Below are 24,884 nucleotides of genomic sequence, written 5' to 3'. Positions count from 1 at the left end.
GAGAAAAGAAAGGAGGGAATACTCTCTCATGGAATTATTTCTGTATGCGGGATTGATTCTGATCGGCTTGTTCGTCGTCAGTTATCTCAGTGAAAAGTTTCATCTCCCGAGCATTCTTGCCTTTATTCTAATTGGAATCATACTTGGTCTTTATTATGATTTACCGGAAGAATTAAAGCTCGGTGGAGAAGCCGGCATCATCGTCTTGTTTTTCCTGCTGGGTCTAAAGTTTTCTGTCGCTGATTTGTTAATCCAGTTTCGCAACATCTGGAAAGCGGGACTGATTGATCTTCTGTTATCGTTTGGCGGTACCTTCCTTTTGACTTTGGCTTTCGGATTTTCGGTACCTGAGGCATTTTTAATTGGTTGTGTTCTTTATGCGACAAGTTCGTCGATTTCGGCCCGCCTGCTCGACCGCGAACCGGATAAACACAAAGACGTGAATCGGTTTGTCCTTTCGTTACTTATCTTTGAAGATTTGGCGGCTCCTCTCTTATTGACAAGTGCCCCGTTTGTTCTCGGAACACAGGAGTTCACTTTCGTAAAAGTCGGAACGATTTTTCTTGGCTTTATTTTCTTATTCAGTGCCCTGATTTTTTTAACGGTCTTCATCCGCCAAAAATCGAGAGTTGTTGACTCCCTTTACCGGCACCCTGACGCCGGAATCGGTATCATCGGATTAATTTTGACGTTCTCAGGAATCGGTATCATGTTTGGTTTGTCCGAAGTGCTGGGTGCATTCATCGTCGGGATTTTATTGACGGAAATTAAAGAGACACGTTATTTAAAAAGATTGGTCACACCATTTCAAGATTTGCTTTTACCGTTATTCTTCATTTCGTTCGGGATGTCATTTGAAATGACGGAAGGACTTCCATTAGACTGGTTTTTCGTTGCCCTGGTTGTCTGGGGACTTTTGTCGAAGTTCCTTGTCGGCTTTCTCGGTGGACGAGCTTTTGGACTTTCCAACTATCATGCGATTGAATCCGGATTTTGTTTAGGACCACGTGGAGAATTCTCGATTCTCTTCATCACGCTTGCCAGCGGAGCTTTCGTCACGTTGACCGGATTGTATATTTTCGTTTCCGCCTTTCTTGGAATCATGCTATTTCGAATCTCAACTGGCCTAACGAATCGGACTCATGCGACCGCTCAAAAGATCAAACAAAAAATCAAGTGAATCACAATAGGACCTTCCGGCAGATTGCCGGAAGGTCCTATTGATCGTTCACACTGTCATCAGCGACCGCTGAAAACGGGTGCTTTTTTCTCTAAAAAAGCCTGAACCGCTTGCTGGTGATCTTCTGTCTTTCCGGCACGGGATTGATAAATAATCTCCTGAGCCAGCATATCCTCGAGTGTTGATTCGGAGCTCGCTGTTTGTAACTGTTTGATATACCCGATGACTTTCGTCGGGCGATTGGCAAGAAGCTCGGCAAATGATGCCACTTCCTGTTCAAACCGTTCAGCGTCAATATTTTTTGTCACCAAATGATAGTCGTATGCTTGTTGTGCCGTAATCGTTTCACCTAACAGAGCCAGTTCCAACGCTTTGGCCGATCCAATCAGCCGGGGTAAGAAATACGGAGCACCGGCATCCGGAACCAATCCGATATTGATGAAGCCAAGGGATAATTTTGCGTCATCCCGCACGATTCGGAAGTCACAGGCTAATGTCAGCGATAAACCTGCTCCCGCAGCTACGCCATTAATAGCTGCGATGGTTGGTTTCTTCGTCGTCGCAAGTGCTCGAATGACCGGGTGATAATATTGTTTTAAGTATTCGCCATGATCCATGCCAGGTTGAACGGTTTTTAAATCTTGTCCCGCACAAAATCCGCGCCCGGCTCCTGTCAAAATAATGACCCGAACGCTATCATCTTGATTTGCCTCTTCGATGGACTCCGCTAGCTCTGTTAAAAGTGTTGCTGTAAGTGCATTTAATCGTTCCGGACGTGATAACGTGATAGTCGCAATCTGCTCTTCGACGGTATAACTGACTTCAGTTTTCATTCCATTCCCCTCCATTTCAAAAATGAACATCCATTCATTATGATGTATTCGTGATGTTTTATGAAAATCCTTTTAAATACCTTCTTTTTTTATGAAAGCTCCACTTTTGCTCTTTCATTATGAAAATTGAAGGCGTATAGTTTCCAAAAGATACAGAAAGACAATACGTTTTAAGAACTTAAAGGGGAATTAAATTTATGAAAACAGTTAAACAACAATCATTATTCCAAATTACATGGCCGCTATTCATTGAAATCGCGCTTCATATGAGCCTCGGAATCATCGCTACATTGATTCTTAGTTACTATTCAGACAGTGCAGCAGCAGCTGTCGGTGTTTCCAATCAGGTGCTGAACATTTTCATCATCCTGTTTAACATCACATCCGTTGGAGCAACGATCATCATCGGTCAATATCTAGGGGCGAAACGGATTCAGGATGCCCGCCAGACCGCACGATCTGCTTTTTCCATCAACTTATATATCGGTTTAATCATTTCCGTCCTTGTTGCCTTGTTCGGAAAACAATTGCTCGGATTCTTCTCTTTAGAAGGAGAAACACTCGTATATGGCGAAACGTTCTTAAAGATTGTTGGTCTCTTTTTATTCTTGGAAGCCATCTCTCTTACACTCGGTGCCATCTTACGCAGTCACGGTTTTACAAAAAATGCTATGTACGTCACGTTACTGATGAACTTCGTCAGTGCTTTCGGTAATGTCATTGCCGTCCTCGGATTATTTGGTATTCCTGTCCTAGGAGTCGCCGGAGTCGCCTGGTCCATCGTCATTGCCCGGTCTGTCGCCGTCGCTTTACTTTTTTTCGTTGTTTACCGAAAACTGTCTTTACGATTTAAGTTAAAAGATTTGGTGCAAATCAACCGACGTGATATTAAAAGCATCATGAATATTGGAATTCCTTCTGCCGGAGAAGGTGTCTCATATCAATTTTCTCAATTAATCATTACCGGCTTCATTGCCACAATCGGAGAGTCTGCTCTATCGGCACGTGTTTATGTCTCGAATATCACGATGCTTTGTTTCTTGTTTACATTAGCTATCGCACAAGGAACACAATTGTTAGTCGCCCGCCAAGTTGGGGCGCAACAATTTGAAGCAGCGCATACACGTGCTGTAAAAACGCTGAAAATCGCTGTTTTTGCAAGCTTCGTCTCTGCCGTTGCCCTTGCATCAGTCGGCACATCTATTCTGTCGATGTTCACATCTAGCCCGGAAATCATCGCCATCGGTATTCCGTTATTATGGGCAAGTGTCATTCTTGAACCGGGACGTGCGATGAATATCGTTCTGATGGGAACATTGAAATCAGCCGGAGACGTTCGTTTCCCTGTCGCGATTGGTATTCTCTCAATGTGGGGAATTGCCGTCGTTCTTAGTTACACACTCGGCTTGCAATACGGACTTGGTTTACTCGGTATCTGGATCGCCTTTTCTGCAGACGAATGGTTCCGTGGCATCTTTGCCTTGAAACGTTGGAACAGTCGGAAATGGGCTCAATACGCTGTCGTCAAAGGAGACCAACATGACCACAACGAACGTCGCGAGACTTCTGAAGCAGTCTGACATCCCGTTTGATATGCTTTCCTATCCTGTCGATGAACAGGATTTATCCGCTCAAAATGTCGCTAGAAAGATTAATTACCCGCTTTCGTCTATTTTTAAAACATTAGTTTTAGAAACAGACTCCCATCAACATGTGTTTGCTGTCATTTCCGGCGAAGAAGAAGTCAGTTTAAAAGCCGTCGCCCGCACAGTGTCAGCCAAGAAAACACATTTGGTACCAATGAAAGACTTGAGGCAACTAACGGGGTACATCCGAGGAGGTGTCGCCCCGATTGGTGCGAAAAAACCTTTCCCGGTCCTTTTATCGGATTCGGCCCTGAATCAAGAATTCATCATTATTTCGGCTGGAAAACGTGGTCTGCAAATCAAACTCGCTCCTGATGATTTTCTGCGCTTCACGAATGGAATTGTCTTCATGAACCGCTGATATCTACCAGTTGTTTATGATATGATGGATAGTATCGAAGAAGTGGCAGGAGGAATCATTTTGTGGAAAGAACGTGTACGTAACTCTATTCCGAACCTCTTTACGTTCGGAAATTTATACTGTGGTTTTCTTGCCATCGTCATGGCGGCGCGGGGAGATTTTCAAAATGCGACCCTACTGATCGTCATCGCAATGATGCTCGACAGTTTGGATGGTCGGATTGCCCGGATGCTTGGTGTCGCGGGTGACTTCGGAAAAGAACTGGACTCGCTTGCTGATGTCGTGACCTTTGGTGTCGCTCCAGCCATGATGGCATATTACACTTATTTTTATGACTTTGGAGAAATCGGTTTGCTGATTGCGGCTTTGTTCCCTCTATTTGGTGCCTTTCGCTTAGCCCGTTTCAATCTTTCAGCTACCAATGTAGCTTCAGCTTATTTTTCCGGTGTCCCGATTACAGCGGCTGGAGGTATTTTAGCTGTCGTCACCCTGTTCAGTGGACGTATGAATGATTTAATGGTGCCGCTCGTCTTTACGGCTCTTGCTTTTTTGATGGTAAGTCGAGTCAAGATTCCGAGCTTCAAGGATATTCCGGTACCGAGACACACATTCGTCATCACATTTACACTGCTGTATGTAACTTATGTGATGATTGCCCGCAGCAACGAGTGGTCGACCTTCTGGTTCGTCGCAGTTCCGTTGTATATCGCTTTTTTATTATTTTCCTTCATCAAAAAGAAAAAACAAAAAAATCATCAAATCGATTAAGCAGACCGCTGCATACGGTCTGTTTTTTTAATACTATGAATTCCACCTCCATTCTGGCTCGGCGCCCTTTCCTACAGGTATACTAATATCAGAATAAATTAAGATGGAGGACACACTTATGATGGATCGATTTCAAAAAAAACTTTGGTTATTTTTCACGATTTGGTTTTTCATCGGACTGATTTTAGTCGGTTTCTCGTTACTGCCCCCTTGGCTTGAGTGGGCGAACGCCGTGTTTTTATTTGCATCCGGCTTGTATGCTGCTCTTTATCTTTGGGATGCCCTGCCAAAAGGACGCTTCATCATTCCGGTGATTTTCTTCGGTTCAATTCTTATCGAATCCATCGGCGTCCATACGGGGTGGCCGTTCGGTACATACGCCTATGAAGCAGATTTTGGTGTGCAACTGCTCGGTGTACCCATTACGATCGGTGCCGCCTGGTTATCCGTCATGGGAGCAAGTCTTGCCTTCTCACGCCGGTTTCCATTTCGCTTCAATACTGTGATTCTGGTGCCGCTGTTTGCCGTTTGGTTGGATTTAGCGATCGATCCAGTAGCAGCTAACGTCAAATCGTATTGGATCTGGCAAAATGGTGGATTGTATTATGACATACCAACCCAAAACTTTTTGGGCTGGTATGGAACGGCACTTTTCTTTGCGCTTCTGATTTCCCGGTTCGAACAGCAGGTTACCATTACGGCACTTGAACGAAACAACCAGTATCTGTTTTTAATGCTCCATACGCTGTTCGGTCTGACGGCAGGTGTCGCCGGTCTTTACGGTGTCACGTTGATCAGCCTTCTCGCAGGTGTCACGTATTGGCTTACACAAGGAGGTGTTCCTTTTGCAAAAAGCAAACAAAAACAAGTTGGCTGAATACGCTTTTCATCTATACGTCAAAGAACGTTTAATCAGAAAACAATTCCACCGGATTCTCTACCGGGCGGATGATTTACCGACCCCCGGCTTGATGCTCGCGACGCACGGATCGTGGTGGGACGGCATGATTTTGTTTCATCTCGATCAAACGGTTTTGCGTCACGACCCTTACGTCATGATTGATGAGCAGGGACTGGAACGTTTTCCTTTCTTTACTCGACTCGGCGGCTTTTCCATTGATCGGAGTTCGTTTGCGGAAATCAAACAAAGCCTGCAGTATGCAAAAAATCAACTCGCAAACGGTAGCAGTGTCTGGATGTTCCCTCAAGGAGAAGAGCGGCATCAGGAAGAACGGCCGCTTCAGCTCAGCAGCGGAGCAACACATCTGGCAAAATCAGCCCGCTCCATCTCCCTGTTTTCGTTTTACTATTCCTTCAGTCATGAACAACAGCCGGACGTCTATATCCGGACCCGGACGATCCAGCTGCCCGATTCACGAAGTTCGGAGCAGTTACGTTATCTAACGAATTCGATGACCCGACTGTATGATGACGTCCGGACTGACGCAATCGAAGAACGGATTGAATCATATCGTGTATTGACTACGAGAAAGGAGCCGCTCCCCGCTAAAACGGAACAGTGGTTACAGGCGATCCGTTCATGATGGTAGTACTGTTCGTCATTGCAACTTTTGTTTGTCTCTACACGTTCATCAATCTGTCCTTTTTACCGAAATTAAGTGAACCTGTTCTTCCGCCAAGTCTTGCAATCTGTATTCCACTTCGAAATGAAGAACGGAATGTCGAGAAACTGATTCGTTCGTTACGACAAGCGCTTCATCCGAATATGCATGTCTATTTATATGAAGACCGCTCGACTGATCAGACACGTGATTTGCTAGTCCGCCTTGTCGGCGGAGAGGACCAGTTCACAATCATCGATGGTCTTGATTTACCATCTGGCTGGGCTGGGAAAGTCCATGCTTGTCATCAACTCGCGAGTGCGACGGATGAAGAGTACCTGTTGTTCTTAGACGCTGATATTACTTTGGCAGCAGATACGATTCCCCGGCTCTATGCGACATTGCAAAAAGAACAGGCTGTGTTCCTGTCGGGCTTCCCGTCATTCCCCGTTCCGACCTTTCTCGGAAAGTGTCTGATTCCGATGCAGCACGTCTTGATTGCCCAACATCTGCCGATTGCCTTTCGGAAGGTCAAACATCCTGCCTTTGCAGCGGCAAACGGTATGGTCGTGCTCGTCGAAAGGCAAGCTTACGAACACGTCGGTGGACATCAAGCCATTCAAATGGCACTCGTCGACGATTTGGAGCTGTGTCGTGCTTTTAAACAAAATGGTTTTACTACGACACTCGTTCATGTGGCTCCCTATGTTAGCTGTGACATGTATGCGACTAACCGCGATGTCTGGCAAGGTTTCCTGAAAAACGTTTTCCGCGGTATGAACGATTCTTATGCAGTAGGCAGCTATTTCCTGTTGTTTTACCTTGTCCAAGCCGCCGCTTTACCACTCGTGTTCATATTCCCGTCGATTTGGACACTCGGAGCTTTTCTTTTGATCATGATTGCCCGTTACCGCATTGACCGGAAGGCAATGATTTTTCATGCCTGGCTTTGGCATCCACTTGCGGTCATTCTTTATGTCGTCCTGCTTGCGACGGCGATGATTCGAAGATTCAATAAAAGGGAAATCAGTTGGAAGGGTCGGACATATTCTTAAGGAGGCTTTATTGTTATGAAGCATATCGCAGTCATCGGAGCGGGGCTTGGCGGTTTGAGTGCCGCCATCTCACTGGCTTCAAAAGGGTTTAACGTTACTGTCATTGAACGCAACGAACACATCGGTGGAAAGATGATGCCGATTACGTCTGAGGGACACCGGTTTGACTTCGGTCCCAATACCATCACGATGCCTGAAATCTTTCAATCCGTCATTTTAGAGTCAGGAGCAGATCCGGATGACTACTTTACGTTTGAAAAATTGCCACGTCATACCGTCAATCACTTTCCGGATGGACGTTCGTTAACGTTCGCCAGTGGTCGTGAGGCGATGCGGACTGAAGTCGACCGCTTCACGAATGGTCAGCTTGCTAAAAATGACATTACGGGCTACCAGGACGAGGTTAGAGAACTGTACAACATTGCTAAACAACAATTTTTCATCAATATCGACTCTTATTTCAATTTTTCCTTATTACGCGACATGATCAAGGTTCACCCTTTAAAGACACTTCATGGACTGCACAAAAAATATTTTAAGGATCCCCAGCTGATTCAAGCACTTGACCGCTATGCGACCTACATTGGAAGCAGTCCGTTTCAAGCACCCGCTACATTCGGTTTGATTGCCCATCTCGAGTTAAATGACGGTGTGTATTTCACCCGTGGCGGAAATACGACCATCGCCGAAGGATTTGCCCGTCGTGCCCGTGAACTTGGTGTTACTTTCCGGTTAGGAGACGAAGTGACACAGATTGAAGTGACAAATCAGTTGGCAACAGAAATTGAACTCAATCACGTAGATTATCTGTCTGTTGATTTCATCGTTTTAAACGGGGACTTGCTGACACAGTATCCACGATTGATTTCAGAAACCGTCCGGCCTGACTTCAAAAATCCAACACCTTCACAAATGGAGCCGTCGATTTCTGCTTATGTCCGGTGTATCGGACTTGGACGCCGTATTGATGGACTCGCACATCACAATGTCTTTTTCTCTTCTGATTATGAAGCTGAGTTCGAGGCTTTGTTCAATCAAAATCGTTATGCAGAAGAACCGACCATTTACATCTCGAACTCTTCGGTCACTGCACCGGAAATGGGAGAAGCCGGCGATAATCTGTTTGTTCTTGTAAATGCTCCAGCTACTCATAAAGGGTCTGCCATTGATTTTGATACGTATGATAAAATTATCAATCAACGTCTGCAACAGTTCGGAATCGATATCACGTCTGATGTTTTATTCGAACAGCGGATCACTCCGCAAGACATTGAACAAAAATTTTCAGCATATCATGGTTCGCTGTATGGTCTTTCTTCAAACGGCACACGTGGCGCTTTCATGCGTCCAAGCAACCGTTCAAAGAATGTTCACAATTTGTTTTTTGCCGGCGGATCGACGCATCCCGGTGGCGGTAGTCCAATGGTAACGCTTTCAGGAAAACTGGCAAGCGAACGAATCGTGTCCGCTGTCGCCTCCACCCTGTGAACGTTATGTGAATTGCATATCAATTACTTGTACGGACAACTTAGATTTGATACGATTACTTCGAGTTCAAGAGGTAGTGATTGACCCCACATCCTCAATCAAGCGCATGGTGACTTCCCCGAGTCAAAAGCGTTTAGGAACTTAACATATCTGTTTTGTCTCAATCATTTGTTCAAGACCCACTTGTTCAATAGATACACCACCGTAAACTGTTTGGCATGACTTACGACGTTCCCCCTTAGATCGTCTCATCCCAATCAGTTTACAGATGGCTCAATCATTAACAGATCCATCCCCGTGGATCGCGACCTGTCTTGTTGGAACTATGTATCTGATTTTGTACAAACAGATTTCAGTTTAGACTCCCCGGTCTAAACTCCATAAAAAAAAAAGACCTTGGTCCCCGCCAAGGTCTTTTTTTTATGGGGTTTTCGTTAAATCGTAGCGAGTAACTTCATCTTTTGCCACCGGCTGACATAGGCACGTTTTGTGAACACATCATATTGATTATCCCGTGCCGCGTCCAGAATCCCCCGGTAAAGTAAGGACGCCACTTTCAGCGCACGGCGACTTTCTTTCGGGTAGCGATCAAACGAAGGCGTTGCTGCATCATATAAATGTTCGGCTCTTAACGCCAGTGCTTCCCACAATCCAGCAAAATCACCGGAAGGGGTTCCCGTCAGCAACGATTCCGTCGTCACACCATACTGATCCATCCAGTCTTTCGGTAAATAGACGCGTCCTCGTTTTGCATCCTCGCCTACATCGCGAAGAATGTTTGTTAATTGCATCGCGATTCCTAATTGAATGGCTGACTCCCGTAAATCATTTTGTTTGGGTGCAAGAATCGGCAACAACATCAAACCAACTGTACTCGCGACGTAATAACTGTACTTTTCCGTCTCTTCCAGTGATTGATATCGGTTTTTCTCGATATCCCACCGCATGCCTTCTGCCAGTTCTAAAAATGGCGTTTCATCCATCTCATATCTTTTAAAGACATCTGCGAGTGCAATCCATAATGGTTTATTAATCGATTGACCGGATCGAAATAAACGAAACTCTTCCAAAAATTCCGCTAAACTTTCTTTTGGAGTCGCTGATTCATCTACCGTATCATCAAGATGACGACAAAACGTATAGATGGCGTATACTGCCATTCGATCCTGTCTCGGCAATAAAGAGAAGGCTTTATAAAAGGTTTTTGATCCATCTTGAATCGTTTGTTCACATATTAGATATGCGTTCGTCACTGTATCCATTTTTCCACCTCATCTCTTGTTCCATTCGATTGACAAGTAATGTCGCTCCCATCATGACGATCGGAACGCCTCCACACGGATGGACAGATGCGCCTACTGCATACAACCGATCAATATCAGCATAAGGTTTGGCTTGTGTTTTCAAGGCGGCTGATTGACGAATCGTCGGTGCAATACCAAAACTTCCACCTTCATACAACCCAAAATCTTGTGCGTCTTGAGGTGTGCGTATTTTCATTTCTGTAACTTTACTTTGGAAACCAGGTAGATGCTGCTCGATTTTTTCTGAAATCTGATCAATAAACCCGTGCGCTTCATAGTTCTCTTGATTAAATCCGCGTGGTGATGGCACTAATGCATAGACGACACTTGTACCTGATTCCGTCAGCGAGTCATCAATCTTGCTTGGATTAAATAAATAGACAGCAGGATGTTCTGGCAACTCATTTTTTTTGAAGATGGACGTCATCAACGGTTTTAAATCACTTGGCATTAAAAAACGATGAACCGGTAAATCGACTTTCCCGTCAATTTTAAAGTACAACAGTAATGTTCCGCCGGATGGCACATACTTTTTCGGTTGCTTACCTTCTACCAGGTATTCCATCAATGGAAATTCACCGTTCAAGACAACGGTATCATACGTGTATTCTTGCCCTGCAGCGACAAGTCCCTTCGCCTGACCTTGTTGTATCAAAACACGGTCGACCGGTTGATTGAACTTGAACGTAACCCCTCGCTCGACTAATACTTCGTACATCCGCTCCGCTAAAGAGAAGTATCCGCCTTTAACGTACCAGACGCCCTCTTCTTGTTCCCGATAAGGAATCAGTCCATAAATCGAAGGTGTCGTATAAGGATTTCCTCCAATATAAAAAGTCGGAAAACTGTAAGCCATTCGCAAGTGTTTACTTTTAAAGAAACGTTTTAAATGATCATGTGCTGTTTCCATCGCATGCATCTTTACTAAAGGTGCTAACATATCCGGATGTAACAAATCACGTTTACGGAAATAGGTCCGCTCTAAAAATTTCGATACGCTGACGTCATAATCCTTTGCTTTTTGTTGCATAAATTCTTGGAATCCGCGACCTTCTCCAAATTGACGCTCAATCGCAATCGTTTGATCGACCACATCCGCTTGTTTTGTCACAATCGTTCCGTCATCAAAATGCAGATCATACAACGGGTCAATCCGCTCCAGCTCAACACCTTCCAGACCAGCTTCTTTCAGTTGTTCCTGGAGTTTTCCAGGCATCAAGACGATTGTGGGACCCTGGTCAATTCTTCCGCCTGTCTCGAAATCAACAGATGCGAGTCGACCACCTGCACGTGACTCTTTTTCAAAAATTGTGATTTCCACTTCCGGGTATCGTTTTGTTAACAATAACGCGGCGTGTAAAGTTCCGACACCTGCTCCGACGAATCCAATCTTCATTTTCCGACACCTACTTCACTTGTCACTAAGTCCGCCGTGATCCGAGCTGATTCAAAGATGGTCGGAAGTCCACTTCCAGGATGTGTTCCGCCTCCCACTAAATAAACGTGATGCAGTTCTTCAAAACGATTGTGTGGTCTAAAGTACATCATTTGTGTTAATTGATGTCCCAAATTAAATGTTGCCCCTTGGTGCACGCCCATCGCTTCCCAGTCATCTGGTGTAAACATCTCTTCCACTTCAATTGCCGCTTCGACACCTTTATATGGAGAACGGTGTTCCAGTGCATCGAGGACACGACGACGCAGTTTAGGTCCTTCAATCGCCCAGTCAAGTTCGGAATAATTATTCGGAACGGGTACTAAGACGTACAAAGATGATTTCCCTTTCGGTGCAAGTGTTCCGTCGATGATTGATGGATTTTGGACATAAAATGAAAAGTCATCTGATAATTCCAATGTCTGAGTCATCTCCCGGACATTTCTTTCATAATCATCAGCAAAATAAATCGTATGGTGCGGGGCATCAAATGATTTATTGACACCTAAGTACAGCATGAACGTCGAACAAGAGAACTTTTTACGATCAATTTTCGGACGCGACCATTTTTTTAAAACACCTTCAGGAACAAGATGATTCATCGCATGCGCAAAGTCTGCTCCGACAACGACATCATCGTATAGAACATGTTCACCCGACTCGAGGATGACTCCTGTCGCGGTCGTCCCTTCCAAAATCAATTGACTGATCCCTGTATTAAGATGGACGGTTCCCCCGAGTTCTTCCACTGCCCGTTTCATCGCTTCTGGGATTTGATTCATTCCACCGATTGGATGATGGACACCGTAAGCATGTTCCATATAAGACAAGATAGAAAAGCCACCCGGGCACTCCCAAGCTGACATGCCTAAATATTTAGCTTGGAACGTAAAGGCATATTTCAATTCTTCACTCGTAAAATAATCGGACAGGACATCATATAAAGAACGCCCAAGAGAAAGACGCGGAAGTGCCGTAATGACGCGTGGAGACAGATAATCCGTTAGTTTATCGTGCTTCGTCTGCAGTATCGGCATCAGTTTCGCCAGCTTCAAGGCTTGTTCTGCCATAAAACGGTCATACCCTTCCCCATTTCCAGGGAAATGCTGCTCAATCGTTTGTTTCATCCGATCACGATCCGTCGTCATCGTAAAGTGATCTTTTCCCCCGTTAAAATAGAGGGTGTACATCGGATCCAGCGCTTTCAAATCCAAATAGTCCTTCATATCCAGACCGATACTTGTAAACAAATTTTCTAAAATGTGCGGCATATTTAAAAAGGTAGGACCACGGTCAAATTGATAATCTCCGACCTGTACGCGAGACGTTCGTCCCCCAACGATTGGTTGTTTTTCATATACGGTGACATCTATTCCTCTACCTGCCAGCAACATCGCACAAGCGAGCCCTCCAGGTCCTGCTCCAATAACGGCTACACGCTGCTTCACACGAATCTCTCCCTTTTCTCTACTCGTTTTAACTATTATACTAATCACATACTACTCCCCACAAATCTGAACTGTCCTGAAACTGTAAAAACGCCAAGCTTCCTTTAGGAAGTGGCGTTTGCAGTTACGATATACCAAGCTCCTTCTTTTAAAAATGGTGAAATCGCCACATTTTTAAAACCGGCAGCATGAAGTTGTTCTGTCAATTCTTCTTTCCCCGGCAACGGGTAAAGATTTTCATGTAACGTCATGAACGCATTGAATGCCGCGGAGAATGGTGCACCATGTTCACTGTCGCGTAATGGTGTGACCAAAATGACCGTCCCGTCATCTTTAACGAAACGCCGGACACCTTCTAAAAGACGAAGCCGTTCTTCTTTCGGGAAATAATACAAAATGTTGTTCATCATGACGCCGTCATATGTTTCTTTGACGTCGTATGTTTTAATATCCCCGACAGTAAAATCAATTTCTCCGGTCGTATCCCGTCGTTTCGCTTCCGCGATGACCGATTCCTCGATATCAATTCCTGCCAGTCGTAGTTCAGGCAATGCTTCGTGAATTTTACGTAAGTAACCACCGTAGGCACAGCCGATATCAAGTAGTGATGTCACATTTTGACTGCGGATGATGTGACGGACAGCAGGAAATGCAACAGTTTCCACCAGCGCAGATGTTTCTGCTACGATGTCGCCGTGTTCTTCGCCATCAAACTTTTTTTGTTGACCATGTTCTAAAAATTGCGGATAAGAGAACAAGGCAGGCAGATGAAGTTCCATCAACTCGGATAACATAAAACCGATGCTTCTCTCATCTGTTTTTGATAATTCAGGTAAAACATGACGTGTCGCTGTATAGCGCAAGTCTTTCTTTTTTAAATGTCCTACCGCCAACCCGACTTCAAACCAACGGGATAAGGCTTCTGTCGTCAACGGCTGCTTAAGACGGACTTGTGCTTCGGCCCGTGTCGCCCCTGATCCTAAAACATCAAACAGACCATACTTATATCCAATATAACCGTGCCATAACGGTAAAATCGGTTCTGCTCGCTTCATCCACTTTCTTGCCCGGAAAACTTTTGTCCATTCTTTCAACTGTGCCACAAGCGTTCCCCTCTCGACTGCGTAATATATCCCTTTTCCCAAATAACAACAGATTGTAAACACAAAAAAACACACGTTCCTCTCTATCATGAGAAACGTGTGTAAACCAAACAAACAGATTATTTTTTTGTCGTTTTGATTAAAATCGATTTAGAAGAATTGCATGCCGTATGGTAACGAGTAACCAAGGAAAATTGTTACGAGAACCAGCACTCCAAATCCAAGTAAGAAACCAGAATAAGATTTTCCTTTTTTCAAACGAACGAGTGTCAACTCACCCAAAATCAAGACGAGGAGACCTGCTGTAATCTTGGCGTGATACAAACCATCCGGATTAGCGGACATACCCATGATTTTGATGTAAAGATAAAGTCCGGTCGCAAACGTCAAGAGCAACAAGAGACGAAACGCCATGTGAACACCTTTGGCAGCACTTTTTCCATTTTTGTACATCGAGAATGCAACAAAAAATGTAACGAGCAGTAAAACCCATAATAAAACGTGTGTGTGTACAAATGCAGTAATCGGCATTTGAATTCCCCCTTTATTCATTCTCCATTCATCGTATCTGATTTTAAGCTTCAGATATAGTGTTATTTTCCTGACATATCAATTCCGTCAGAAATAACGGCGTACTCCGAGACGTGTGTCGGTAGCTTCACAGTAAACGTGCTGCCCTGCTTTTCAATCGACTCGACCGTAATCTCTCCGTCATGTCCTTCGACAATTTCCTTACAAATTGCAAGACCCAGACCTGTCCCGCCAATTTTCCGGCTGTCTGAATTATCCACCCGATAAAATTTGTCGAATAACTTCGCCAAAGCCGATTTCGGAATTCCGATTCCTTCGTCTCGTACGGCAAACTGGACATGGTGTCGATTTGCTTCCAATACGACTTCGATATTACCGCCTAACGGAGAGTACTTGACGGCATTGTTCAATAGATTATTCATCAACTGCTTCATTTTTTCCTCATCCGCTTCAATCAGCGGACAAATGTCTGTTGAGGAATGGAACGTGATCGTATGGTTTGTTGTCGACGCCGCATAGAATTGAGTCGTTTCTTCTAAAAGCGGTTGTAGATTAAGTAATCCTTTTTGATAGGATTGAATTCTCGCTTCCATCCGTTGAACATCAAGAAAATCATTGACGAGATTCGATAAACGTTCCGTTTCTGAATGGATGGTTTTTAAATACTTGTCTTGTTTTGAAAGATCCATCTTCCGGTTCAACATCAGTTCCGTAAAACCATAGATGGAAGATAACGGAGTCCGTAATTCGTGGGAGACAGTCGAGACCAACTCCGATTTCAGACGGTCCATCTCTGTTTCCTTCGTCACATCACGCAAGACGAGCATCGTTCCTTTTCGAATTCCTTCGACTTCAATCGTTTCTACATAAAACTGAATAAAGACGACTTGTTGATGGATTGAAAACTGGAGACTGTCTTTTGGAACTTCGCCTCGTAAGATACCTTCCATATAGCGTGCAAACACTTCCGGTTCATCCACGACAGCATGAATGGTATCGAGACACCCTTGAAGGGTTTCGTTTTTTGTCGCTCCATATTGAAGTTCTGGAAACAGATCATACAAAGGACGATTGACGAATACTTCGTCTTTTCCCGGTTCGATATAGATGACGGCTTCACGAATTGAGTCCAGAATCCGTTCTGTTTTCGTCTTCTCACGGTTCATTTCATCAAATAACCGCATGCGGAGCAACGACAGAGACAGCTGACGTGAAAATGACATGATGTCACGCATCTGTTCATTCGTAAACTGGTCCCGGTAACGAACCAGATAAATGAACGCGATTGCTTCTTCCGACGCCGGATCGAGAATCGGGACTGCCGTCTCATACATATAGTATGGATACGGTAACGGATGATCACTTGCGACCTGTTTAGAGGAATGGACAGCTTTTTTCAATGACTCAGCCCGTTTCAATAAAGAAAGATCGCTTCCTAACAACCGCTCCGAAAGTTCATCTGTCATCCCGTGTGTCACAATCGAGTAGGCAGATCCTTCATCGACGAAGACAAGCGCTCCGATTTCCGAATCCGTGATGGCAATTAACTTTTCAATGATTTCCGGATAAGCCGTCAACGCTTCCCTCGCTGCCAGCGTTTCAGTCAAATCATTACGGTATTGCAGGTGTTGTTCGTTGCGCATCGTCAACTCGAGTGCTTCCTCCAGTTCCTGCTGCTGCGCCTGCAATTCTTCCTGTTGCGCCTGCAGTTCTTCCTGCTGTGCCTGCAATTCTTCGTTTTTGGCTAAAAGATGTTGTTTATTTTCGGAAATCGAGCTCGCCATTTGATTGAAGGACAAAGCTAAAATTCCAATCTCATCTTTCCGTCCAGAAACTTTGACATGTTTGATGTCTTCACCACCGGCTAGACGTTGGCTATTTTTGACGAGTGATAACAACTCTGCTGTAATTTTACGAATGAACGGATAAACGAAGAAGATCAATACACCGACTAATACGATGATGTTCGACAGCCAAATCAGTTGAGTCGTCTGAATTTCCCGCTCCAACTGTCCGCTTGTTTTTTCTGACCAGTCTTCTAAAAAGTCTCGATATCCGCCAAGTGCTAACTCACTTTTATTGATTTCCGACAAGACATCAATGTTTCCAGAAGTGTCTAGCTTGATTCGTCCATTCGCCTGCAACTCTTTTCCGAGCGGTAAGGAAGTTAGTGTCTTCCCTTCCAAAAAAGATTCCGTGACCGTTCCGGATTCCTTCGCTTCCACATACGATTGGATCAACGGCAAAATCGACTCGAAGTAGTACGCATAGAGTTCACGTGAAGAACGTGCATAATCTTTTCCTTGTTGATAAATTGCATTTTCTTCAAACCAGCGTGTTTGTTCATCAATGGTTTTCCGTTGATTGACCATCTTCTGATAAATTTCCTGATCACCAATCAGCGCATAGCCCCGCATGTTAAACTGCAGGTCCTGCCATTCTTCCCACAGTGCGCCGGCACGGGCACTTCGTTCTCTTATGTCTTCTAGCTTCAATCGGGTTTCTTGTAATTTCGTATCGGTATAATTGTAGACAATCAGTGAAGAAATCATAAGTGTCGTTAAAACGATATAAAAGGAGGCCATTAACTGGCGTCCGATTTTTCGATTAATCCACTGGATGATCACTCAATATTCCTCCTACGACATCAATCAATTCGAGTGGACTAAACGGTTTAGAAAAGAAATAATTCGCTCCAATTTCTTCTGCCCGTTCCCGATCAGATTGTTGGCTTTTTGCTGTTAACATCATGATTTTTAAATTTTGTTTGTCCGGATGACGTCGTACCTTTTCGATGACTTCAATCCCCGTCATTCCCGGCATCATATAATCGAGCAAAACGAGATCATAATGCTGACTCATGATTTTCTGATAGGCTTCATCACCATCTGTCGCTTCATCAATCGTATACCCTTCATCTTCTAATGTATCGAGCACCAACATGCGTAACACATCTTCGTCTTCCGCTAATAAAATACGTGCCATCTATAAAACCTCCTACGGTATCTGGTTATTCTTTTTACATACCTTTTCATTTTACACAGTTCTTTCATATTTAGAAATGAAAATCGTCTAACGAATTGATTCCGTTCCCTGAACAGGTGACAGAATCAATTCGTCAGACGTGAGGTAATCAGTAAATTTCAATCACTTCTTGGAGCGCAAACGCATAAATTAATTTCCGGCTGATTTGAATGTCTAAGATGGCTTCCAACGCTTCTTGATATAAATTCAACTGTGTTGCATAACGTGTTCGCAATATCTCTGCTTGATCCTGACCGTCAATCGTTTCAAAAACTTGGTCCGATTTATAATCGAGCAGAATATATGTTTCGCCGTCGTGAATCAGACAGTCGACAATCCCCTGCATGACGGCCTGATCACTTGGACCATGCCAGTCTGTCCGGAATCGGGCTGAATCAATCTTATAGGTGAACGGCAATTCACGGTAGACATCTCCCGTCACAAGACGCTGCTCAAATAATTGTCCGATTTCTGAAGCAAAGAACATCGTCAATTCAGGCATAGCTTCCCGCATCGTCCGGGCTTCCAAGTCTGAAATGCGTTCCGCCTGTTGCCAGTCGAGAATCTGCTCTTCAAGGGGACGACCGGACTCGTACAACTGCATCGCTAAATGCAAGACTGTTCCGCGTTCGGCTCCCGTTAATGTCGGACCTAAAAATTGGGGTGTCCGGTAATAGGTCGATTGCCGGTAGGTCGATTCAAAAGCAGCCCGTTCGAGTTGTTCTGTCCGCTTCAACTCCGTAACGGTTTGTTTCGCAGCGGTATCCGTCGCGACTTGATACGGATAGTGATACGCAAAAGCAGATTCAATCTGCGCATTCAGCGTCTCGTCACCCGCATAATCAATTTTCTCAAGGACACGGACGTGTTCGAGTTGCTCGACCATCTTGGTCAGTTCTTGATAAGGAGCAATCTCGTCATGTGCAATGACCCGGAATGCCCAGCGTTGTTCCTGTTCGTTCAGTAGGAAATTACGCAGGACAGCTGGTGCCACCCAGTCCGCATAGGTCTTAGCATTTCGGCGATCCAGTTCCGGCAACAAAAGCTCATCGAACGGTTGATCCTGCCATTTGGCAAGCTGATCTTCCAGACCTTTGATTGCCCCTACAAGAATCAGCTTTTCTTTCGCCCGTGTCATTGCAACATAAAGAACACGCATCTCTTCCGCTTTCATTTCACGGTCCATTTCCCGGCGGATGACTTCTTTCAGAAGTGTTCCGGAACGCAGGCGTTTAACGGGATCAATCGCATCCAGCGCAATGCCATACGTCTTATGCAGTTGAATCGCTTGGATTTGATCCTGTTTATTAAACTGCTTACCTAACTGGCTGACGATCGTTACCGGGAATTCCAGTCCTTTTGATTGGTGGATTGTCATGATTCGGACGACATCTTCGTCTTCCCCTAACGAACGGGCTTCTGAAAAATCTTCCCCGCGTTCGACTAAACGATGAATCAAACGTAAGAAGCGATACAATCCCCGATAACCGGAGGCCTCATACTGATGGGCTCGTTCGTACAGAGCATTTAAATTCGCTTGCCGGCTCCGTCCCCCGTTCAGACAACCGACGTATTCAAAGTAACCGGTTTGATCAAACAAGGAACGAATTAAGCTCGCAAGCGACTTCCCGCGTGCTTCCGTGCGCCAGTTTTGCAACTGATTGAGCGCTTCACCGACACGCAAACCAAGCGGTGTTTGTTCTTTCGCCACAAGAGTAGCTGCTTCGTAGAATGACCCGTCTTTCGATTTAGCACGAATCCGTCCTAAATCCCGATCCGTCAATCCAAAAATCGGTGATCGCAAGACACTGGCAAACGGGATATCCTGCAACGGATTATCGATTGTCTTCAAGAGCGCCATCATGATTTGAATCTCGGATGCTTGAAAATAACCGCCCGTCGTATCCGCATAGACAGGAAGTTCGTATTGTTCAAAGACGTCGACCAATGCCTGGACCCGTTTTCCTCTCGAACGTACGAGGACGACGATATCACGGTATTCACATTTACGGAAACGCTTTTGTTTTGCATCAAATACGAGGTAGGGATTTTCATCATTCACCATCTCGATGATGCGTGTCGCTATGACTTGAGCTTCCAATTCTTCTTTATTCGTGTCTGTCTGGTCCACTAACAGCAATTCAGGATTGACTTGGGTTGATTCGACATATCCGAGATTCCCTAGCCGCAAATAAGCTGCTTCATCATAATCAATTTCTCCGACGGCTTCGTCCATGACTTGACGGAAAATATGATTGGTACCATCCAAGACTTCTAAACGGCTTCGGAAATTTTTCGTCAAATCAATTCGTGTCCCGACTTCTGTTTGTTGGAATCGTTTAAACTTATTCAAAAACAATCCGGGCTCGGCATGACGGAATTTATAAATCGATTGTTTTACGTCACCAACCATAAACAGATTTCCGGTTGCTTCATCTGATTTTGAAACAAGCCGCAGAATCCGTTCCTGCACTTCGTTTGTATCCTGATATTCATCCACTAAAACTTCAATGAAGCGTTCTTGGAGCAAACGAGCGACATCCGTTGCCTCTCCGTCCTGTTCCAAGATGGCTAATGCAAAATGCTCAAGGTCGGAAAAATCAACGATGCCCCGCTGCTGCTTCGCTTCAAGATAGGCTGCCGAGAAACTTCGAACGAGCGTGACGATCATCTGGACATGCCCCAGTTGCGAACGTAAATCTTCCAGATAATCAACCCCGTCCTTCTCAACGAACAAATCACGCATCTTTTTGAGATCACCGACGAGACGCGTCCGTTCGGTCTGGAATTTCTTCATTTCCTCGTCTCCGCGGATTCCTTTCCAGCGGCCGAATTCGACGGCCTGAAAAGCAAGGGCGACGGTCGTCCAGCGGTCCTGTTCCGGATTAATCCGCCGGATCGGTGCGACGTCCTGCACCAACATGTCTGCCATCTCGTCATATCCGGCTTGTCGCAGACGATACGATAATTCCATATACCGGTTGATGACCGGCGCGACACGTTCCCATTCGAGTTCAAATAATCGTGTCAACAAACTGGACTCATCCGGATCAATCGGTTGATCGTACTGCGCAATCAAGTGGTCATAAAATGCTTCCGGATCCGGGAGTGAACGAGAAAATCGATATAAGTTCGAGATTAAGGTCAACATTGCTTGATCGTCCCGGTCTGATGTGTAACTATCAATCAATTCATAAAACGCCGGATCTGCTAAAGCATAGTAGTTCTCAAACACTTCTTCCAAAACATCATCCTGCAGCAACAACAGCTCTGCTTCTTCCGCAATGCGAAAAGCTGGATCAAGACCAATCCGGTAATAGTTTTCGCGTAAAATCGATAAACAAAAGGAATGGATCGTCGTGATTTGAGCACGGTTCATCATTTGCCGTTGTTTTTTTAAATAAAGGTCATCTGGAGCATCTTTAATTTTTGCTTCGATTGCTTCGATGACACGTGTCTTCATCTCTTTAGCTGCTGCGTTCGTAAACGTCGCGACAAGAATCCGGTCGGCTGTCAACGGATCTTCCTGATTGATGACACGTTGCGTCAACCGTTCGACGAGTACGGCTGTCTTTCCTGAACCGGCGGCAGCGGATACTAAAATATGTCCACCTCTCGCATCAATTGCCCGTTGCTGTTCATCTGTCCACTGCACACTCATTCCGTCTCCTCCTTCAACCGTTCCAAGACTTCTTTTTCCGACAACGGTTTCAATTGCCGGTAGTCGTTTCCGAGAGATTGATCAAACTGGCAGACGGAACGGTACTCACAAAATGTACAAGGTATCCGTTCCTGGTAATCAAACGGATCAATCGCAATATCTCCTGCATACATCGATTGGCTGCTCGTCTTCAATTCATCCCAGGCGTGATCCATCAGTGCCGTCAATTCTTCTTCTTTGACGACACCTTTCGTGTGCGACTTATGAAGACCGGTTTTCGTGAATGTCACTTTGACGAGCGGTGACTTTTGACGTTCATCGTACGCAATCTGATCCATTGCCCGTAATACTTCATCATTTTCAACGATGATGCCTTGCATTTGATACGATTCGAGCAACAACCGGTTCCTTTCGATTTCATCCGCCGATAAATCTCCACGCATCATTGGGTTTTTGACGTGGAAATACAAGGCACCGGCCGGTTTTGCCTGCTGATTAAACAGAACTTCCGACTGTTCAACGACTGTTTTTAGATACAACAGCATTTGAATCGCCAAACCATAATAGATTTCGGCAAAATCCAACTCTTTAGCACTCGATTTATAGTCGACGACCCGGACGTACAATTGATCGCCAATTGTCGCTTGATCCACCCGGTCAATTCGACCGGTGAATTCGATTTCGGTACCATCCGGTAATGTGAAGCGAAGTGGTGGAAACATGGCGTTCCCAAAACTGATTTCAAATAAATCAGGTTCGAATTCAGAACGTTCCGCTTGTTTGACGAGCATTTTTGCAGTTTGCTCGACGACGTCCGTTAATTTTTTCTTGATGTATCCAAAACGGTTCGAACTCATCAAAATCGCATTTTGAATTTCCGGTGTCACCTTCTCGACGGCTTCTTTCGCGAGATTACTGCACGATTGGTCATCCAGTTCACGCCAGCGTTTTCCCGAGGCTTTGATATTCATCGATAAATCATTGAGTGCTCCGTGGAATAGGTTCCCGATGTCCGGCGCTTCGAATTTATATAATTTCCGTTCTTTTAACCGCAATCCATACCGGGCAAAGTGTTTATAAGAACAAGCATTGTACGTCTCAAACCGGGAGACGCTGGCTTTGATGGTGTCACCATACAGGTTACGCGCCAAATCATCCGGTAACGGCTCTGCATGATTTTGATAAAACAAGGCACTGGAAAACAGCGCCATTCGTTCGCGGCCCCGACCGTTTTCGAGCAAACGATTGTACACATCAAACCAGGACGGTTGAATCGGATAACGACGTTGCAGCCGTCTCAACTCGATTGCCGCTGCCGCTGCCGCCCGTTCCGGACTCGTCACGAACTGAAGTTGATCATCCGGTGCATGATCACCGGCTTCTGCAAAGGATGTTTTCACAGGGCGATCCTGCAACAGTTGATGTTTGATCTGCTTGATGATGGATGCCGGCTGAAGGGCTTTGCCGTCCTCGTCAACCAGCGCATAACTGATATGCAACGCTTCACTTGGCGCTGTCACCCCTTGATAGAGGTAATACAATTCGTCGTCAAATACGTCCAAAGAGGCTTTACCGACCGGAATGCCTTGATCGTGGAGGAAGTCATGATCTCCTTCTGACAGCAATTTAGACTGGTCTTCCACGAGTGGAATCAATCCGTCATTGGCCCCGAGTAAAAAGACCACTTTCACCTGTTGTAAACGTCCCCGGACGTAATCCGTCGCAATCACTTGATCGAGCGAAGGCGGAACAAGGGAGAAGCGGAGACTTTCAAGTCCAGTCTCGACCATCTGGACGAATAGTTCTGTCGTCAATGTGGCTTCCGGTGCCGCAGCTTCCAACTGTTCAAAGAGATGCAGTACCGCTTCGTACACCTGATCATGTTCTCTTGCTTGGCTGAGTTCATTGACTTCGAGTGCTTGTTGCTTCCAAACCGTTAACCGGTCCGTCAAATGATGTTCTTCCAAGAAACGGTATAACGCCCGTGTGTATTCACTCATCGTCTTAGATGCTTTGAATCGCTTCTCCAGTGGTTCAATGGCTTCGACCAGGAATTGACGCCATTCGTTCAGTTCCTGTTCTTCTTGTAACTCAGCATCCGTTAAACTGATTTCATCAGCTAGACGTCGCTTCAATTGCCAAGGTTTTTTCCACATCGAACCTTTGATTCCCCGCTCCAGGACAAATGTTTCCAGACGATCAAGTGCTAATCGTGAATCCTCTGCCGGAAGTGGAATCAGCTCTGTTTTCAGCAGACGAAAAATAGATTCTTCCCGATATCCCGTCATGACGATTTCAAGGACGGCATGGACTAATTCGACAATCGGATGATGGACCATCGATTCCCGTTGATCCAGGAAGTACGGAATGTCATACAGTTGAAAAGCACGTTCTAAATGATCGGCGTACGGTTCAAGGTGGCGGACAAGAAACGCGATGTCCTTGAACCGATACCCTTCATGGCGTACCAGTTGAATCACCTTTCTGACAGCCGCTTCTGCTTCAACTTGACGATTAACTGCGGCAGAAAGCGTCAACCCGTTCACTTCGTCATCCGTCGCCGGGTATCCGGGCGACAGTAACGCTTGTTCAAGCATCTGTAACCCTGTTGTCTGAAATTTAACGGTCTGTGTGTAATAGATGTCTTCATGCGCAATCTGTCGTTTTTTCATCTGTTCGATCAACTGCATATAGCAGCGTTGTGACACACCAAACTCAGACTGTTTCGCATAGACGTCTTCGACATCCAGTGTAAAACTAAGATGCATCTCTTTCGTCAATTCCATCAATCGCAGTAAGACCTGTTGTTCCTGTAACGAAAATTCATAAAATCCATCAACGAAGACTGAAACGTCACTTAAATCAGCTTTCGGTAACAGCTCAATCAATGTCGTGAAATAATCGTCCGCATGAAGCGCCTTATTTGAGATTCGTTCAGTAAAGCGCTCGTAAATCAGCGCTAAATCATTTAATTTCGGTGAACGTTCGGGAGATGCACTGCTGATTTGACGCAACATATCCGGATTTACCAAAGAACGTTTAAACGAGGCAATCAATTCGTCCAATCCTTTGTAGAAGCCGGGCATATTTTTCGTCCGTTTAAAAATCTTCAATTCTTCTTCCGCTTCTTCGACAACTTGACGCAGTAACAACTGTGTCCCGGTCTCGTCTAAAAAGGGAATCGCCTGGTTTCCATGATCCCGGATGATATGGAAAGCAAACCGGCGTAAACTCATGACTTCCATCCGGACAAGACCCGACAGCCGGGGATCCGTCGCGATACGACGTTCCATCTCAAAAGACATCTGATCCGGTACGATGAAATAGATGGATGGACCAAGCGGTTGCTCAGCTAACCGGTCAATTACCTGCTCAATTAATGTTGTCGTCTTGCCTGTACCGGCACGACCTAAATGCATGTAATTCATTGTGTCAGATCAGCTGACACCTGTTTTCGTACCATCAGGTGGGCTGATCTTCACCTC

The 24,884-nt window shown here is 45.2% G+C and carries 18 protein-coding genes; 8 read left to right on the top strand and 10 right to left on the bottom strand.

The window, feature by feature from the left end; genetic code table 11:
• Positions 1-28 precede the first annotated feature (28 nt).
• On the top strand, positions 29-1,180 hold the full coding sequence (locus tag ACP26N_RS04060) for a cation:proton antiporter (protein ID WP_131503909.1): 1,152 nt from the start codon (positions 29-31) through the stop codon (positions 1,178-1,180).
• A gap of 59 nt (positions 1,181-1,239) precedes the next feature.
• Here ACP26N_RS04060 and ACP26N_RS04055 read toward each other — a convergent pair whose 3' ends face one another.
• The gene (locus ACP26N_RS04055; RefSeq protein ID WP_426354833.1) at positions 1,240-2,013 is read right to left on the bottom strand and encodes an enoyl-CoA hydratase/isomerase family protein; all 774 of its coding nucleotides are present in this window, start codon (positions 2,011-2,013) and stop codon (positions 1,240-1,242) included.
• A 197-nt stretch (positions 2,014-2,210) separates the two neighbouring features.
• On the opposite strand from ACP26N_RS04055, the gene ACP26N_RS04050 reads away from it, so the two are divergent.
• The 7 genes from ACP26N_RS04050 (at position 2,211) to ACP26N_RS04020 (ending at position 8,893) form a co-directional block, all read left to right on the top strand.
• Positions 2,211-3,593, top strand: a complete 1,383-nt coding sequence (locus ACP26N_RS04050) for an MATE family efflux transporter (RefSeq protein ID WP_131973241.1) — start codon at positions 2,211-2,213, stop codon at positions 3,591-3,593.
• Positions 3,553-4,020, top strand: a complete 468-nt coding sequence (gene ybaK / locus ACP26N_RS04045) for a Cys-tRNA(Pro) deacylase (RefSeq protein ID WP_426354830.1) — start codon at positions 3,553-3,555, stop codon at positions 4,018-4,020. The genes ACP26N_RS04050 and ybaK overlap by 41 nt, the downstream gene beginning before the upstream one ends.
• A 21-nt stretch (positions 4,021-4,041) precedes the next feature.
• Positions 4,042-4,788 carry a CDP-diacylglycerol--serine O-phosphatidyltransferase gene (gene pssA, locus ACP26N_RS04040; RefSeq protein WP_012369649.1) on the top strand — a complete coding sequence of 249 codons (747 nt, stop codon included), beginning with the start codon at positions 4,042-4,044 and terminating at the stop codon, positions 4,786-4,788.
• 118 nt (positions 4,789-4,906) lie between these two features.
• A complete protein-coding gene (locus tag ACP26N_RS04035) occupies positions 4,907-5,665 on the top strand; it encodes a carotenoid biosynthesis protein (protein ID WP_251138685.1) in 759 nt (252 codons plus the stop codon).
• On the top strand, positions 5,634-6,332 hold the full coding sequence (locus ACP26N_RS04030; protein WP_426354829.1) for a lysophospholipid acyltransferase family protein: 699 nt from the start codon (positions 5,634-5,636) through the stop codon (positions 6,330-6,332). The genes ACP26N_RS04035 and ACP26N_RS04030 overlap by 32 nt, the downstream gene beginning before the upstream one ends.
• Positions 6,329-7,405, top strand: coding sequence for a glycosyltransferase (locus tag ACP26N_RS04025; protein ID WP_131973243.1), 1,077 nt, complete (start codon positions 6,329-6,331; stop codon positions 7,403-7,405). Before ACP26N_RS04030 ends, ACP26N_RS04025 begins: the two co-directional genes overlap by 4 nt.
• 15 nt (positions 7,406-7,420) lie before the next feature.
• Complete coding sequence (locus ACP26N_RS04020) at positions 7,421-8,893, top strand: phytoene desaturase family protein (protein WP_131503903.1); 1,473 nt, start codon at positions 7,421-7,423, stop codon at positions 8,891-8,893.
• A gap of 434 nt (positions 8,894-9,327) precedes the next feature.
• Here the strand turns inward: ACP26N_RS04020 and ACP26N_RS04015 are convergent, their stop codons facing one another.
• The 9 genes from ACP26N_RS04015 to addB all read right to left on the bottom strand — a co-directional run bounded on the left by ACP26N_RS04015 (position 9,328) and on the right by addB (position 24,827).
• Entirely contained in the window at positions 9,328-10,155 is an 828-nt protein-coding gene (locus ACP26N_RS04015) for a phytoene/squalene synthase family protein (protein WP_131503902.1), read from the bottom strand.
• Positions 10,121-11,593 (bottom strand): phytoene desaturase family protein, encoded by a 1,473-nt coding sequence (locus tag ACP26N_RS04010; protein ID WP_131503901.1) that lies wholly within the window; start codon positions 11,591-11,593, stop codon positions 10,121-10,123. The genes ACP26N_RS04015 and ACP26N_RS04010 overlap by 35 nt, the downstream gene beginning before the upstream one ends.
• Complete coding sequence (locus tag ACP26N_RS04005) at positions 11,590-13,080, bottom strand: phytoene desaturase family protein (RefSeq protein WP_426354828.1); 1,491 nt, start codon at positions 13,078-13,080, stop codon at positions 11,590-11,592. Before ACP26N_RS04005 ends, ACP26N_RS04010 begins: the two co-directional genes overlap by 4 nt.
• Positions 13,081-13,184: 104 nt before the next feature.
• The gene (locus ACP26N_RS04000) at positions 13,185-14,183 is read right to left on the bottom strand and encodes a methyltransferase domain-containing protein (RefSeq protein ID WP_131503899.1); all 999 of its coding nucleotides are present in this window, start codon (positions 14,181-14,183) and stop codon (positions 13,185-13,187) included.
• 150 nt (positions 14,184-14,333) lie between these two features.
• A complete protein-coding gene (locus ACP26N_RS03995) occupies positions 14,334-14,714 on the bottom strand; it encodes a DUF1516 family protein (protein WP_131503898.1) in 381 nt (126 codons plus the stop codon).
• Between the two features lie 62 nt (positions 14,715-14,776).
• Positions 14,777-17,341, bottom strand: a complete 2,565-nt coding sequence (locus ACP26N_RS03990) for an ATP-binding protein (protein WP_426354827.1) — start codon at positions 17,339-17,341, stop codon at positions 14,777-14,779.
• Entirely contained in the window at positions 17,322-17,699 is a 378-nt protein-coding gene (locus ACP26N_RS03985) for a response regulator (RefSeq protein ID WP_012369636.1), read from the bottom strand. Before ACP26N_RS03985 ends, ACP26N_RS03990 begins: the two co-directional genes overlap by 20 nt.
• A gap of 148 nt (positions 17,700-17,847) precedes the next feature.
• Positions 17,848-21,399 (bottom strand): helicase-exonuclease AddAB subunit AddA, encoded by a 3,552-nt coding sequence (gene addA, locus ACP26N_RS03980; protein WP_426354825.1) that lies wholly within the window; start codon positions 21,397-21,399, stop codon positions 17,848-17,850.
• Positions 21,396-24,827, bottom strand: coding sequence for a helicase-exonuclease AddAB subunit AddB (gene addB, locus ACP26N_RS03975; protein WP_214854183.1), 3,432 nt, complete (start codon positions 24,825-24,827; stop codon positions 21,396-21,398). Before addB ends, addA begins: the two co-directional genes overlap by 4 nt.
• Positions 24,828-24,884: the final 57 nt, after the last annotated feature.

The organism is Exiguobacterium sp. R-39 (genome assembly GCF_049942815.1).
Lineage (GTDB): Bacteria > Bacillota > Bacilli > Exiguobacteriales > Exiguobacteriaceae > Exiguobacterium_A.
Note: the sequence above shows the minus strand (reverse complement) of the source record. Positions and strands in the feature narration are given on the sequence as shown.